Below are 15,010 nucleotides of genomic sequence, written 5' to 3' on the forward strand. Positions count from 1 at the left end.
ATCAGGAAGAGTCTTTCAGGCCGCCGGCCATGCGGCTTGCCTTGCCGCCACGGCTTGAGCGGAGAGCCCGACAAGTTCCTCGTAAACCAGTGGTGCGGTTGCGCCTTCTGTGTTGATGATAAGCACGCGCGAGTTGGCATCGAGCCGCACTTGGGCTGAGAGCTGGACATCAGCGCGCAATAACTGCAACGCGGCAAGGCCCGCTGTACTGGATTCGCCTGCAACGATGGGAATGTCCCGATCGCTTCCTTTGGCGAGTACTTGCATCGCCCCAACGGCTCCCGAGTCTTCAATGGTCATGAAGTGGTCGACACTGGATTGAAGAAATTTCCACGCGAGCGGCGAGGCCTCTCCACAAGCAAGTCCGGCCATCACCGAGTCGACAGATCCGGTGGCCCTTGCTGCATTTCCCTGAATTGCACTCTGCAGCAGACAATCAGCCTGCATCGGTTCGACCACGATGAAATGCGGACGGTTTTCGCCTTGATGCTCCCACAGATAACTCACCAGTCCCGCTGCCATACCGCCGACTCCACCTTGCAGGAAGACATGTGTGAAGTCCCCGGCCTCGTTTGAACGAGTTCCCGTCTGCTCCACCAGCTCCGCGGCGATGGTGCCATACCCCTGCATCACGTCCCGGGGTATGTCCTCATATCCGTCATACGAGGTATCGGACACAACCTGCCATCCATTTTCAACCGCCAAGCGGGCCGCTTTTTCCACCGATTCGTCGTAGTTGCCGTTGATACGCACGATCTCCGCACCATAGACTGCGATAGCATGTTCACGCTCCACGCTGACATTGGCATGCAGCACGATCACGCAGCGGCAACCCGCGTCCAGAGCCGCCGCCGCCAAGCCGCGGCCATGGTTGCCATCAGTCGCGCTGATAACGGTGTAGTCCTTCAACAATTGTGCATAGCGCCCCGCCAGAATCGAAGCGGGGTCGAGATCGGGATGGATCCGAAGGACCTGGCGTATCAAAGCAATGGGCGCACCCAGTGCCTTGAAGCTACCGAGCGGAGAACGAACGGATTCGTCCTTAACGCTGAAGCGCGCCACGTCCAGTTGCTGCGCAAGGCCAGGCAGGTCATACAGCGGCGTGGGCTCCGGCGCAATACCGGACCAAGCGCTGAGCCAGCGACGGCTTTCATTGGCGCGTTCGATGTTCATGATCGAGCGCAGCTCGGACGGATAAGGCCCGCGCTGGGCTCGAGGGTTGGCAAACAGAGTAGGAGTTTCCCCTCGTTGATCGGAGATCCCGGTGTGACCATGTGGCGCGAGTGTCGAAGCAAGCATGTCGATTCCAGAAAATTTCGTCGAAAACGAAATAATATTTCGACAGCACGCGTTTTTTCTCTTGAAATGGACTATAAATTCGGAATATTTTCTCGAAATTAGCTACTTCTTTGACGGCATCGACATGACTGCCAAGCTCGACCGCTACGACCGCCTGCTACTTGCGGAGATACAGAAGGATTCACGTTGCCCACAGAGCGAGCTGGGTAACCGTACAAACCTATCCACCGCTGCGGTGAATCGGAGGCTAAAGCAACTTGCTGCCGATGGCGTGATCGAGCGATATACGGCCTGCATCAACCCCAAGGCCCTGGGCTACGGGCTGACCATCTTGGTCGAGGTCAAGGCTGAAAGCGAGCGCGCCGACCTGTTGGACGAAATGCGCCAAGGTTTCATGGCCTGCCGAGAGATCCAGCAGTGCTATTACGTCACCGGAGATTGCGACTTCGTGCTGGTTTTTCTTGTGCAAGATATGGATCAGTACGTGGAATTGACGCGCCAGCTTTTCCACGGCAACAACAACGTCCGGGCATTCAAAACTTTGGTGGTCATGGACCGTATCAAGGTGGGAATGAACGTACCGCTGTAGTCGGTGGACGGCACATCCGATAGGACCGGTTACCACAAGCGGCGACCACGGTTTTGACCCAGAAGACCAGTCGTTGCCAATTCCATTTTCGCCGTGTCGGAGCATCCCTTCGCGTGCCGGCGAGCTGATCTTTAGAGTCGGGCTACTACTGGCAGGGGAACGGCGAACATGCGGCGAAACCGCCGAATGTGCCATCATGACGCGTTCGCAGCACTCCAATTATCAGTAATGTACTCCGCGTTTATATTCGGATTTGCTACTTCGGTCGGCCTCATATTGGCCATCGGACCTCAGAACGCATTTGTACTGAGGCAAGGCCTTCAGAAACAGCATGTTGGGCTTGTCGTCGCCACGTGTGCTATCAGTGACGGGGCAATGATCCTTGCCGGTGTCGCGGGTGCTGGCCACCTCGTCCAACAGAGCCCCCTTATAATGCAGGGCCTGCGATTTGGCGGCGCCGCCTTCCTTGCGTGCTACGGAGTTCTGGCCGCCAGACGCGCCTGGTCAGCAAAGAGCACTCTAGCCACATCGAGCTTCGAAGAGCGGAGCTGGCGGCATGCATTGCTTACCGCCCTAGCCTTCACGTTTTTGAACCCACATGTGTACCTCGACACCATCGTGCTGATGGGAACAATTTCAACGGGTTATGCGGGGATGGGAAAATGGATATTCGCTTTAGGGGCCAGCGTGGGCAGTGTCACTTGGTTTTCCTTGCTTGGCTTTGGGGCTCGCTTGTTACAGCCCGTGTTCAGTCGACCAATATCTTGGAAAATTTTGGATTTGTTTATAGCAGCGCTTATGCTCTCACTAAGCGCACTTCTATTACTTTCCGCGATCTCTTAGGTGTAGGTCGAATGCGCTTCGGCCAAGGGCGCTCAGATTGACGAGCCAGTTCGGCCGCTGCGCTCCACCTGGGCTACCGTGAGGAAGCAGAGGGAGTCATGGCCGAGGATTCCCAGCGCGGTGGTGCATTCACCCTCGTCAACCTGCGCCCCGAGGTCATCATCCGCGGTGGTGACGACGCAGCGCTGGCTGCCGAACTACATGATCGCGCGCACCATTTCTGCTTCATCGCCAATTCGGTGAATTTTCCGATTCGATGCGAACTTCGCATCGCATACGCGCAACAGATTCCGTCTCCGACAACGCGCCCCACAGAGGCTTGGTCCGCTAGCGGCCAGAAGCGGCCGTAGAAACCTTGAGAACGCTAGCCTAAAACCTCTGCCGTCTAGGACTGCGCCACCTTGACCACGAGGAAAACGAGGTCCATCTGGCGATCGATCTGGTCCCGATTGATCTGCAGGAGTCCCGGAACGGCTAAGTGGCGATGGCCATCCTCCAGAGTCAGCTGGTCACGGGCCAGACGGTCGCACAACAGGTGCGGGCGGCCGGCCTCGTGCAACGCGGCGGCAAACGTAGTGCCGATGGCGATAGCAATATCTACTGCGGTACTCATGGAGGGATTGCTTTCGAGTCGAGTCCGGTGACCGTTGAAACTTCACTCCTTCAAAATCTGGAGCTCCGCTAAATTTGGTTGGAAGCCTTGGTCCATTCCATTACTAGGCTCTATTCGTTTCAGGCTTGTTGGTTTTGAGTTTGTTAGCTCACTAGTCAGCCGAGTCAAATTCAGTCAAACTGTGTTGGATAACATCGTCCGTGGTCCATATTCATGGACGAACACTCCCCGCCTCTTGGCAGACTTGTCTCTGCCGTTTTGACACCGACGTTCCGGTGGCCGTACCCGCGCTAAACACCACATCGTTAGTCTAATGTGCGTGGCATTAATTTCATGCTTTTCTTATTGGAACAAGTAATGTTTTTGCGCCTGAAGAGTTTGCGAAAGAGCAGTGCATTTGTATTGGCCGTGGCGCTAATCTCCCCGCCACTTGCCAGCGCCACAGAAGGTGCATTGGGCCGTCAGATCACAGGCACGACTGTTCAACCCAACATCGGCATAGTCTCGCCCACGCCAATAACGGCCGTCAATTTGAGTCAGATATATCTAGACGGCAAGATCCGCGGAAGCCGCGAGGTTCCTGTTGGTGGCAATACAACCCTGGGCTTGGACGGCCAAGTGGCCTTCACATTGGCCACATTGATGAAGGTTTGGGATACGGGCGCCGGACGCTGGAATTTCGCGTCCAGCATCACGCTGCCCTATATCTGGACTAAGGTCGACGCCACCTTAACAGGGTCTCGTGGACGTAGCGGCAGCAACAGCGACACCGCCTCCAATCTGTTCGATATCTATATGACCCCGGTCATTGCTGGCTATCACTTCTCCCAGACCCAGCATATGGCGTTGAGCTTAAACATCTGGGCTCCCACGGGCAAATACGACCAAAACTCGCTGGCCAATCCCAGTCTGAACAATTGGACGTTTGTTCCACAAGCCGCATACACCGGAATTTTTCCAGAATCTGAGTTCCAGATTGATGCGGTAGCTAGCCTCCAGGTCTACACGCGCAACACCGCTACGGACTATCGCAATGCGCCAATCTTTGGCCTTGATGTCATGGGCCGGAAAATGTTCAAGAATGGCGTCGCAGCAGGCCTTGTCGTCGGCACTCAACAGCAGCTGGGCTCCGACAAGGGCCCCACCGCCGACCGTCTAAACGGCTTCAAGGGTAACGATTGGGCGGTTGGACCCATCGTGACTTATGACCGCAAGCTGGCAGACAGCCGCTCGTTATCCCTGGGACTGCGTTGGGTTCCTACTCTCAGCAGCCAGCGCCGGCTCGATAGCAGCTCCACTTTGATGGCAAGCGCCACACTGATCTTCTGAGGGTATGACAATGATTAAGAGACTCACGGCCGTGGCGGTGCTTTGCACGGCCGGTCAAGGCGTGTACGCACAATCAGCAGACGATGCCAACAAGAGCAACAATCCGCTCAACTTGGCGCCATCCCTCAACTTTCAGAATTACTACACGCCCAAGCTCTTCGGTACAAACGCGCATACCAATGACTTTCTCGTCCGACCCACGATTCCGATTGCCCCCGGCGATTTGATAGGCGTGCCGCAGATCCTGCGCTTCACGGCTCCAATCAGCACCCGCCCCGAGGCCGACGGGGGCTACAAGACTGGTCTTGGCGACGTCAGTGTTTTTGACATTCTGCTGCTGCAGCAGGGTACGGTCGACATTGGCGTCGGACCGTTGCTAACCGTACCCACCGCAACCAGTCGTGAGCTGGGTGCTGGAAAATGGTCCGGCGGACTTGCCGCGGTGGCCGTACATTCCAGCAAGGAAGGCCTGCTCGGTGGGTTGGTGCAGTGGCAGCATTCCTTTGCAGGGCAAAGCCAACGCGACACGGTGCATACCGCCACTTTGCAGCCATTCATCATCCGAAATATGCCGCAAGGCTGGTATCTGCGTTCGACCGGCACCTGGACCTTTGACCTGCAGAAGAACAACTACTACATCCCGGTGGGGCTTGGCGCAGGCAAAGCCTGGCGCTCAGGCACAAATATTTTCAATGCGTTCGTCGAGCCTCAGTGGACGGTGGCGCACAAAGGGGAAGGGCTACCTCAATTCACGATTTTCGCTGGAGTAAATATCACCTTCGGAAAATGAGGCGAGATATCTCTCGTTGCCCAGGCGGCCAATGTCCTGGGCGCTGTAGCGGTTTAGTGTCCCCACCTTTTCGCGTAATCGGAGTCGTCATGTCTGCTATTCAAAAGTTCAAGCCCGGCCTGGTCGGCATCGCCGTGCTTACCTTGAGCGCCTGCGCCAGCAACGCCCCTCAGTCAACTTACAAGATGACCACCCCGATACCGGAGCAGATCACCACACCTCAAAAAGTTCAAACGCGTATCGGGCAACTGGAGTTTTTCGACGGCGTTCCGACTCCGCAGACGGCAGCCAAGGTCTTCGACAATCTGGATTTCCTTCGCGGAGTGGAGGCCTTTCTCAACGGCATCCCCGGTGCGTCGCTCGTGGCCATCCGCAGCGGCTTGCGGGAAGCCGGAGCCGTGGGCAACACCATTGGCGTGTTTGAGACCCTGATGGATTCAAAGTCGCTCTTCCTGACAGCCAATACCGAGACCGTGTACTTCTGGAACTGGATGGATCTGAAGGATGGCCCCGTCGTCGTCGAGACGCCTCCAAACATCTTGGGCGTGGTTGACGACTTCTGGTTCCGCTACGTGGTGGATCTGGGTAATGCTGGGCCTGACAAGGGCAAGGGCGGAAAATACCTCTTCGTACCTCCTGGCTACCAAGGGGAATTGCCCACGCAGGGCTACTACATCGTGAAGTCACCTACTTACGGCAACCTGCTTTTCGGTCGGGCATTCATGAAGAATGGCGACCCAGCGCCCGGTGTGCAAAGCCTGAAAGCGGGACTCAAAGTCTATCCGTATGCCAGCGCTGGCGCGCCGGAACCCACGAAATTTGTGAATCTGTCTGGGCGCGTGATGAACACCATTCATGCCAATGACTACCGGTTCTATGAAGAAGTGAACCAGATCATCCAGGAAGAGCCCGCGGGCGTTTATGGGCCGGACATGACGGGACTGTTCACGGCGATCGGCATGGAAAAGGGAAAGCCGTTCGCGCCCGACGAGCGAATGAAGCGCATCCTGACTGAGGCGGTGGCGGTCGGTAATGCAACCGCTCGTGCGATTGACTTTACCAATCGAGATCCGGCGACTCGCATCTATCCCGACCGTCACTGGAACACACCCTTCGTAGGCGGCAGCTACGAATGGTTGAACAACGGTGCCCGCAACTTCGACGCGCGTACCATGTTCTTCTATGCTGCGACCGTCGACACGCCGGCAATGGCTGTGGCCATGCCCGGCATCGGCTCGCAATATGCCGCGGCCAATTTCGACGCGGCTGGGAAGCCTTTTGACGGCGGAAAGAACTATGTGCTGCGAGTGCCGGCTAGCGTCCCGGCAAAGGACTTCTGGTCAGTGGTGCTTTACGACACGCAAACACGTTCGATGCTGCAGACCGATCAACCGTTCCCCAGCCTTTCTAGCGAAAAGAACCTGGCTACGAACCCAGACGGCTCTGTCGATATTTACTTCGGCCCCAAGGCGCCCGCCGGGAAGGAGAGCAACTGGATTCAGACCATTCCGGGCAAAAGCTGGCTGACGATTTTCCGCCTTTACGGCCCGTTGCAACCCTGGTTCGATAAGTCCTGGAAGTTGAACGACATCCAGCAATCTCAAGGCCGTTAAAACTGAGGGGAGGGCCTCGTGCAGATCACGGGGCCTATACCGATTCCAAACAGGATAAAACCATGTACCGTCCCACGCTCTCCGCTCTAGGCTTGGCTTTGGCTCTGGCTACGACTGCACACGCCCAGCAAACAGGCTCAGTATCACCCTATACCTTTGAGCGAGGTTATCCCACGGCCAAGACGTCGGAACGTGCGCGCGACGATGCGGATCTGCAACGGGCCCTAGTGGCCTACAGGTTCTGGTACCCCACGGTATCGGTCGAGGGCATCTTCGATGGCAATCGTGCTCTCGGCATTGAAGATGGCAAGAAATGGGGAATCGCCTCCACGGGCCCGCGCCAAGTGGGCTTTACGCTGAATTCTGACACGCCGTACGGATCCGCAGTACTGGACCTGACCGACGGACCCGTGGTGATCGATTTGCCGCCCGGCCCGTTCATTGGGCTGGTGAACGATCACAATCAGGGCTGGGTACAGGACCTCGGCTTGCCGGGACCTGACGCAGGTAAAGGCGGCAAGCACCTGGTGCTGCCTCCTGGCTACGACGGCAAGGTCCCTGATGGCTACCACGTGGGCCATTCCCATTCGCTGAAGAATCTATTGGCCGTACGTGCTATGCCGGTGGGCGGAGACGTAGACAAAGCGTTGGATGCCCTGCGTACGATAAAGATCTACCGTTGGTCGGAAAACGGCTCGCAATCCGCCCCACTGCAAGTGGTGGACACTACCAAGAACGCGATGGATAGTTCCTCCCTACGCTGGGAAGACAACTTCCAGTTCTGGGAGGAACTCGACAAGATCATTCAACAGGAGGCGTTGGTGCCCACCTTCCTGCCGATGTACGGTCTATTGTCTGAACTTGGCATCGAGAAGGGGAAGGCTTTCAAGCCGGATGAGCGCATGAAAGCGCTTTTGACCCGAGCAGCCAAAGATGGCCGTGATCAGATGCTTGTGGCGGCTTTCGACAGCAAGCGTCCCGACCGGAAAAACTGGCCCGATCGCCAGTGGGAATGGGTGGGCCTTGTGCCTGGTAGCGCGCAATTCGAGACCCCCGCCGGTATCGACCTTGATGCGCGCGATCGCTGGTTCGCTCAAGCCATCGTAACGTCACCGGCCATGTTCCGCCGCGATCCCGGCGCGGGCTCTCTTTACTGGCTCGGAGCCCGCGACGCCGGCGGGGTCTACCTCGATGGCGGCAAGAACTACACGCTGACTATCCCGCAACCAGTCCCCGGAAAGCTGTTCTGGTCAGTGACGCTCTATGACTCCGCTACCCGCTCACAGGTAAAGACTGATCAGGACAAGGCAGCGTTGCGTTCGCTTTTCGAGCTGAAGGACATCGACAAAACCAAGCCCCTAATTTTGTATTTCGGGCCGAATGCGCCGAAAGGAAACGAAGGCAAGTGGATCAAGACAGCACCCGGCAAGGGCTGGTTTGCCTACATCCGAATTTACGGTCCGGAGGCGGCGGCATTCGATAAAAGCTGGAAGCCAGGCGATTTCGAGTCGGTCCGCTAGGGGTTCGGATAAAGCCTGAACCTCGCTGCAGGGGTCGTCCACGTCCGGCAAAAAATTGACCGCTAGATGGAATTGTCCGCCTGAGACCTTTAGCGAAGAATGGCCCCGGAGTGCTTGCTCCGAGGGTCGTCCTCCATTTCGTTACGAAGCCCAGCGGGATTCTCGTCAGAGCCTCGTCACCTACGCACGAGCCCGCCAACGGCGGGCTTTTTTTCCGCCGTAGATCGCGACGAAGATGGAATTTGCCAACGGCCACCGCATCGGCGATAAACACCCTCCTACCCAGTTCCTGCTTGCCAATCGGATCCAATTCAATGGTCGAATCGATGTCTTCACGAGAGGCTGGTCGGACGTTCATTTGGGAAAGCATAGCCGCCGCGTATCAGAATGGAAGAACGGTGAGTCTATCGTGTGAAAAATCCTAGGTCCGCTTTGGGTCGGATAGCGACCCTCCGTAGGGGCACACTGAATCTTCCTTTACGTGAAAGGAGATTGTCATGGAATCCGCGAATGTCACCGTTGGCCATCGTGTGCCATGGAACAAGGGCAAACTCACCGGGCAGAAGCCACCTCTAAAGCTAGGAGAAATTTGGGCAATCCGAACGAGACTGCAGATGACGTCGAACGTCCGGGAACTCGCAATGTTCAATCTCGCAATCGATAGCAAGCTTCGAGCGTGCGATCTCACGCGATTGCAGGTGCAGGAAATCCGTCACGGAAGCCACGTGGCCGCTAGATCCACCGTCATGCAACAAAAGACCCAGCGTCCGGTGCAATTCGAGATCACGGAGCAAACCCGTGAGAGCGTGGAAGCATGGATCGAGGCGCGAGGGCTAAAGGCGGCGGATTTTCTGTTTCCGAGCCGTTTGCATACGTCGCCGCATCTGTCGACGCGGCAGTACGCCCGGATTGTGCATCGCTGGGTCGCATCGATTGGCCTCGACGATACCGCATATGGCACCCACACTATGCGCCGTACTAAAGCCTCGCTGATCTACCGCCGGACGAAGAATCTTCGGGCGGTGCAGCTGCTGCTCGGGCATACGAAGCTGGAAAGCACAGTTCGCTATCTCGGCATCGAGGTCGACGATGCGCTTGAGATGGCAGAGCAAACCGAGGTTTGATGCATCCCGGCCGGCGAGCAGTCGCTTGTCGGCCAGAAGCGGTCCTTGAGAGTAACCGCGCAAGTGACTGCTTCAGGCTGAAAGCGAATGGTCGGTATCAGTCCGCTTGATGGCTGGTTTTGTCGCAAGCGATACCTCATAAAACAGCTCGCCGAACAGCGTCTGCTGCTCGGGCGGAGACATCAACCCACAGCAACCAATCGCCATCGCCAGTTTCCGCAACGAGTTCTTTTGCTTTAGCTAACAGGCGCTATCCTTGCTATCCTCAATCCCAATACCAAAATAGAGGAGCGCACGCATGGCGTGGACTGAGGATCGGCCCTTTCAGGCGCTGGCACTGACGGGCGGAGGCTATCGAGGCCTTTTCACTGCATGCGCGCTTCAGGAGATAGAAGAGCACATCGGCGAGCCCATCGGCCGACGGTTTGACCTTTCCTATGGCACCTCGATCGGTGGGATCATCGCACTGGCCGTAGCGTTCGAAGTCCCAATGCAGAAGGTGGTACACGCATTCGCGCAGTCAGGCGAAAGGATCTTTCCGCCGCGCAATAAGCCGACGGGCGCTTTCAGCAAGGGTTGGGACATCGTAAAGCACTGGAATCATCCCCGCTACCGCTCACAGGCCCTTCGCGACGTGATCACAAGCCTCATCCCTGAAGACGCGACCTTGAACGACGCAACACACGCTGTCGGCATCCCCGCGGTCAACGTCACCAGCGGACGTCCACAGGTCTTCAAGACCCGGCACAAGGCCGAGTGGACCCGCGACTGGAAGTACCGCGCGGTGGACGTGGCGCTGGCCACTTCGGCGGCCCCAACCTTCTTCGAGCTGGCCGAACTTGACGGCCAGCTCTATGCCGACGGCGGCCTGTACGCCAATGCCCCGGATCTGCTGGCGCTTCACGAGGCCGAACACTTCTTCGGCGTGCCCAGCGATGCCGTCCGCATTCTCAGCGTCGGCACGACGACCAACATGTACTCCCTATCCTTCGAGTCCGGCCGCGAGCTGGGCATCCAAGGCTGGATGGATGACAACCGACTTTTCTCCGTCACGATCTCTTCGCAGCAGCAGTTGGTGGACCAGCTGATGCAGCACAAGCTGAAGGATCGGTACTTCCGCCTCGACGCACTCCCATCAAACGAGCAGGCCAAAGACCTCGGCTTGGACGTAGCGACCGAGGCTGCGCGGCGCACACTAATGGCCCTAGGCAAGAAAGCGGCCAGCGACATCCTCAACACGAAGTTGGCGCCATTTCTGAGACACGAGCCCCAGATGACCTTGGTTCGGAGCGGCTGACGTGGTCCGCGTCAGCTCCACGACGTGGCAGCGTGAAGTTCTGCAGGCTCAATGCGCTACTAGACATCGCCGAGCCCGCATCTTAAACGGCGCACGAGGATGCGGCGGCGCTGATCTGGAGCGAGGCATTCGCTTTTCTGATGATGCTGCCGATCGTCGATGAAGTGGAGTTGGTGAACGACCACGCCTCGCGGGCGCTCATGGAGTGGCACGACATCGGCATCACGACCTAAACAGGCAACGCAGCGAATCGCCGTTCTGTGGTCAACCACCAAAACTGGGTGGCCGGGATCGTCAAGGGGTACACGCCGGTCTTTACTATCGCCACCCCCCATGTCGTCCCGCAGTTCACCACCGTCGAATGGACGATGCACAACAAGAGATTGGACGCCGACTTCAGCGGTCGTACACGAGTTTGAGCATGATGCGCCAGCGCTGATCCTCTCCGCGCTCAGTAAACGTACGGCTGGAGCTGTTCTCGATCGCCGTTTCCATGCGTCAGTTCCACGTGCAGGGCGTCACGACCCACGATGACCGCCAGCAACGGGCGCTTGTCGGCGCGCAGCTTGGCAAGCTTCCGCCATTCGTCCACGTCAATGCCCGAGGGTGAGGGAATGTCCTGCGGGTGAGTGTGCCATTCGCCGATGTAGCGGGTTGTGCCGGCCGTGGAGCGCCAGAGGCGTTTCGCCACCGCGCGGTGCCCGAATGGCAACCGCTCAAAGAGGTAGCGGAATCGGCGGTCTAAACGCGTAGGAGTGGTGGCCAGGGTGACGAGCAGGCCGTGCTCGTGGACGGTCCCGAGCAGCACTCCGCCGCTTTCTGGTCGCTCACCCACTTGCACGTTCCTCTCGAACACTCCGCGGACCTCGTCGGAGAAATTCAGCAACAGGCTGCCGTCGCCGAGCGTCCAATCACTCACGTGGCGCACGCTGGGCATCCTTTGTATCGAGGCGGTGTGCAGTCACTGAAGTGGACCTTGAGCTCTTGGGCCAGCACGCGCGTCCTGAAGGTGGGCGTTTCTGCGCCGTCCAGCCAGGCCTGTACCATCTCCATCGCAAGCGCAGCCGCCTGCACCGAGGCGGACGCCGGGAAGGGAACGTAGAGGCCCTCGCAGCCGTGGCCCTTCAAAACGACTTTTGGCGGTGCGTCAAACACGCGGTATTGATCCGCCATAGGAGGCTGCGACACGCAGCGCGCGCAAGCGTGCTCGGGTTTAGCCTGCAACAGGGCACGGACGGCTACACCGGCTCCCTCGACCCAAGCCGTCAGGAACGGCACCCTGTCTGAGTGCTTCCACGTTAGCCAATCAGTCAGCCCCTGTTCGCCGGTGGCGTCGATCAGCAGGTCCAGTGGTCCTAGGGTCATCTCTTTCGCGTTGTCGGTAACGGCCACGACGTCGATCCCAGGCGCGACGCGACGAAGCTCTTCGCGCATCGCCTCGGCCTTGTTCACCAGTAAGGCGTTAAAGCCCAGGCGGTGGCGACCAAGGTTGCCGGGTTCAAAGCTGCCCATGTCCACCAATGTCAGCTTGCCACCGATGGTACCTGCTCCGGCCTTCGCGAGCATCTCGGCAAGGTAGCCTCCGATGGTTCCGCATCCAATCAGTCCAACCTTGAGCCCAGCTAGCGTCTTCGAGCCGGGGAGGTTTCGCCCGGCGAGGTAGTTGTCATCGATGCGATAGACCGAGATCCTGCGGATTGGCAGGCGGTAGAGGTCCTCGCGCATGGACGATTTTGTTCCCACGCTGGCCAATTGGCGCTTCAGCTCCACCTCGATGCCGTACTGCACCACCGGCGAATCGATCAGGACTAGTACCCGGGTCGCCTTCCGTCGGAACAAGTCCATGAGCCGCCGCTCGATCTTCTTTCGGCACAGCGGGTCCAGCGTGCCCTGCCATTGCAGGAACGCTTGGACGGTTGTCGGCGGCCAGCTGCTCTGCAGCGGCATCGGCGGCGACTTGGTGAACACCCGAAAAGCGGACAACTCGATCTTGGGCAGCCCAAGGCCAATGGCCTCCAGCTTCGCGCGGGTCCGGGCCTTATCGTCCGTGACGAATGTGACCTTCTGGCCGAAGGTGTAGGCCTCGAGGATGCCCGGCCGGCTTTCGTTCACGTCCAGCATGCACGAGGTGGTACCCCAGGTAACGTGGAACTCCTCTGCTAGGTCATCAACCATCTCGCCAGCCAAGATGTCTTCCAGGACCTGCTCGGCACGGTCCAAGCAAGCCAATGTCTGTCGAATAGGGTCGAAGAAGTCGAAGATAACCGAGCCCGAAGCCAGGTAGCACAAGTATCCATCTTTGCTCAGGTGAGGCAGCAACTCACGCTTGTCAACGGGCAATGGGGTCAGCCAGACTCGAGGAAAATCGTCCAACGCCGACGAGACGGCGATCTCACAGGGATAGCGCTGCGACTTCAGCCTGAGCTCGCCGGTGAACATCAACCAGCCTTTCCAGCCACGGCCGACGTAGGAAAAGCCACGCTGTTGCAGCGCGGCGGTCAGGTCTGGAATCGCGACTTTCGCGAATTTCATCCGGCGCGAGTCCGACCCATCAGTTCGGACGGACCCGCGATTGCCGGAGAGGAAGCGATGGCGGCTACAACGGCCGAGGCCATCGCGGCCTCCTTGACGCGGTCGGGGCGGTCAGGGAAGCGCGGCCCGAACAGGTCCTGCAACCATATGCATGCCTGCTCGGCGTTGCCGGCGTCTAGGGCGGCCTGAAGGCGGCAGCTCAAATCCTCAAACTGTAGCGCAGCCTGTTCAACCATATCCGCGTCATCGCTGGATGCCCGTAGACGGTCGGTCAGCGACTCCTTCGAATTAACTGGGTTGCTAACGCCCTTGCGAAGCGCCGCCGGCAGCTGCTTCACAACATCGGCAAGCGCCTGGTCATCGCGGCGATCTTGTTTTACGAACAGGGGCGACGCCGCCGCCATCAGCAGGATCGAACTGGGGCCGCCCGACTTCCAGGTCCAGTCGCGGTAGGCCTTGATGTAGCGCACTACGCGGCGCAGCTGCTCGCCTCTGGTCTCGACCTGGTCGACGAACCATTCCTTTACCGGGCGAGGGTCGGAGTGCATCCAGCCTTCTTCGCGGTGGGCCAGCAGCACCTTCGTCTTGGGTAGATCTTCCCAGCTGTCCATCACTGCATCAGCGGCGTTGCGACTCTCGAGAGACGCGCGCATGACGTTCACAGCCTTGACGAGGGTATCGAACTCCTTGTCCGGGATTGCGTACAGGGGGATGTCGATATGGGCAAGATCGCTGATCTCCACGCGGATGCAGGTGGGTTTTCTGGAGAGCTTCCAGCCTTTCTCGTACACGAGGTCAGCCAAGGCCTTTTCCCCCATGTCGAAGAACACGTCGGCTGCGACACTGGGGTGGTCTGTCTGGTTCAGGAAGCTGAGCGGCAGGTAGCATCCGTCGTCGACGTCGGCCTGCTGGGGCCGCTGCGCCGGAGCGTTTAGCGTCTTGTACGCCCAGGAGCCCTGGGTGAAAAATCGCGGTTGAGGGATCTTGCCGGGATGGCCTTCCGCCGCGTAGACACGGGGGATGCCGTCCCGCAGCGCCAACCGGACTTCATTCTTGGCTTCGGCGATGTCCCTGCGATCGTCATCGCGCAGGTTCAAATTGCCGAAGAGGCAAGGTTCAGATTCGACTTCTGTGTAAAAAAGGGCGCTCAGATTCAGCATGGGTGGAAGGGTATGAGGTGGACGGCACGACGCGTGTCCAACGCATCGCCTGTAGTTGTCGAGCCACCCATTTCACCCTTTAGTCGACAAGCCGACTACTGCTCCAAAGCGTGCTAAGGATTTCGACGTTAACAAAGTGGTGACGCCGTTAGGTTTTTCAATAGCCCCACGCCCCTCATAGGGATATTACCTATAAGCCTTGGAAGGCGCTGCTCAAACAACTTGCAAGCGTCCGTAGTGCCAGCACAGAGCTGTGTTTAATCTAAGCGCAAAACAAACAGAGCCTGACTTTGCATCTCAG

14 protein-coding genes are annotated in these 15,010 nt (G+C 58.3%); 9 read left to right on the forward strand and 5 right to left on the reverse strand.

The window, feature by feature from the left end:
- Positions 1–15 precede the first annotated feature (15 nt).
- Positions 16–1,173 (reverse strand): diaminopropionate ammonia-lyase, encoded by a 1,158-nt coding sequence (locus tag FOC84_RS10550; RefSeq protein WP_254241948.1) that lies wholly within the window; start codon positions 1,171–1,173, stop codon positions 16–18.
- Positions 1,174–1,423: 250 nt separating this feature from the next.
- On the opposite strand from FOC84_RS10550, the gene FOC84_RS10555 reads away from it, so the two are divergent.
- From FOC84_RS10555 to FOC84_RS10565, 3 genes are all read left to right on the forward strand, one after another.
- Positions 1,424–1,888, forward strand: a complete 465-nt coding sequence (locus tag FOC84_RS10555; protein WP_173150062.1) for an Lrp/AsnC family transcriptional regulator — start codon at positions 1,424–1,426, stop codon at positions 1,886–1,888.
- Positions 1,889–2,116: 228 nt separating this feature from the next.
- On the forward strand, positions 2,117–2,731 hold the full coding sequence (locus FOC84_RS10560; protein WP_173150064.1) for a LysE/ArgO family amino acid transporter: 615 nt from the start codon (positions 2,117–2,119) through the stop codon (positions 2,729–2,731).
- 98 nt (positions 2,732–2,829) lie between these two features.
- Positions 2,830–3,081 (forward strand): OsmC family protein, encoded by a 252-nt coding sequence (locus FOC84_RS10565; protein WP_254241949.1) that lies wholly within the window; start codon positions 2,830–2,832, stop codon positions 3,079–3,081.
- Between the two features lie 35 nt (positions 3,082–3,116).
- Here FOC84_RS10565 and FOC84_RS10570 read toward each other — a convergent pair whose 3' ends face one another.
- The gene (locus FOC84_RS10570; RefSeq protein ID WP_173144377.1) at positions 3,117–3,344 is read right to left on the reverse strand and encodes a hypothetical protein; all 228 of its coding nucleotides are present in this window, start codon (positions 3,342–3,344) and stop codon (positions 3,117–3,119) included.
- Positions 3,345–3,701: 357 nt separating this feature from the next.
- Between FOC84_RS10570 and FOC84_RS10575 the strand changes: the two genes are divergently transcribed.
- The 6 genes from FOC84_RS10575 to FOC84_RS10600 all read left to right on the forward strand — a co-directional run bounded on the left by FOC84_RS10575 (position 3,702) and on the right by FOC84_RS10600 (position 11,017).
- Complete coding sequence (locus tag FOC84_RS10575; protein ID WP_173144378.1) at positions 3,702–4,673, forward strand: SphA family protein; 972 nt, start codon at positions 3,702–3,704, stop codon at positions 4,671–4,673.
- 10 nt (positions 4,674–4,683) lie between these two features.
- Complete coding sequence (locus tag FOC84_RS10580; protein WP_173144379.1) at positions 4,684–5,463, forward strand: hypothetical protein; 780 nt, start codon at positions 4,684–4,686, stop codon at positions 5,461–5,463.
- Positions 5,464–5,552: 89 nt separating this feature from the next.
- On the forward strand, positions 5,553–7,076 hold the full coding sequence (locus FOC84_RS10585; protein WP_173144380.1) for a DUF1254 domain-containing protein: 1,524 nt from the start codon (positions 5,553–5,555) through the stop codon (positions 7,074–7,076).
- A gap of 62 nt (positions 7,077–7,138) precedes the next feature.
- Entirely contained in the window at positions 7,139–8,596 is a 1,458-nt protein-coding gene (locus tag FOC84_RS10590; RefSeq protein WP_173144381.1) for a DUF1254 domain-containing protein, read from the forward strand.
- Between the two features lie 497 nt (positions 8,597–9,093).
- Positions 9,094–9,720 carry a tyrosine-type recombinase/integrase gene (locus FOC84_RS10595; protein WP_173144382.1) on the forward strand — a complete coding sequence of 209 codons (627 nt, stop codon included), beginning with the start codon at positions 9,094–9,096 and terminating at the stop codon, positions 9,718–9,720.
- Between the two features lie 298 nt (positions 9,721–10,018).
- Positions 10,019–11,017 (forward strand): CBASS cGAMP-activated phospholipase, encoded by a 999-nt coding sequence (locus tag FOC84_RS10600; protein WP_173144383.1) that lies wholly within the window; start codon positions 10,019–10,021, stop codon positions 11,015–11,017.
- Between the two features lie 451 nt (positions 11,018–11,468).
- On the opposite strand, the gene FOC84_RS10605 is transcribed toward FOC84_RS10600, so the two are convergent.
- Genes FOC84_RS10605 through FOC84_RS10615 form a run of 3 tightly spaced genes read right to left on the reverse strand, consistent with a single transcriptional unit; the run spans position 11,469 to position 14,709 of the window.
- Positions 11,469–11,954, reverse strand: a complete 486-nt coding sequence (locus tag FOC84_RS10605) for a Mov34/MPN/PAD-1 family protein (RefSeq protein WP_173144384.1) — start codon at positions 11,952–11,954, stop codon at positions 11,469–11,471.
- Positions 11,933–13,549: a ThiF family adenylyltransferase gene (locus tag FOC84_RS10610; RefSeq protein WP_173144385.1), complete on the reverse strand. Its 1,617-nt coding sequence runs from the start codon at positions 13,547–13,549 to the stop codon at positions 11,933–11,935. The genes FOC84_RS10605 and FOC84_RS10610 overlap by 22 nt, the downstream gene beginning before the upstream one ends.
- Positions 13,546–14,709, reverse strand: coding sequence for a CBASS cGAMP synthase (locus tag FOC84_RS10615; protein ID WP_173144386.1), 1,164 nt, complete (start codon positions 14,707–14,709; stop codon positions 13,546–13,548). The genes FOC84_RS10610 and FOC84_RS10615 overlap by 4 nt, the downstream gene beginning before the upstream one ends.
- Positions 14,710–15,010: the final 301 nt, after the last annotated feature.

The sequence above is a fragment of the Achromobacter pestifer genome (genome assembly GCF_013267355.1).
GTDB classification, from domain to species: domain Bacteria; phylum Pseudomonadota; class Gammaproteobacteria; order Burkholderiales; family Burkholderiaceae_B; genus Achromobacter; species Achromobacter pestifer_A.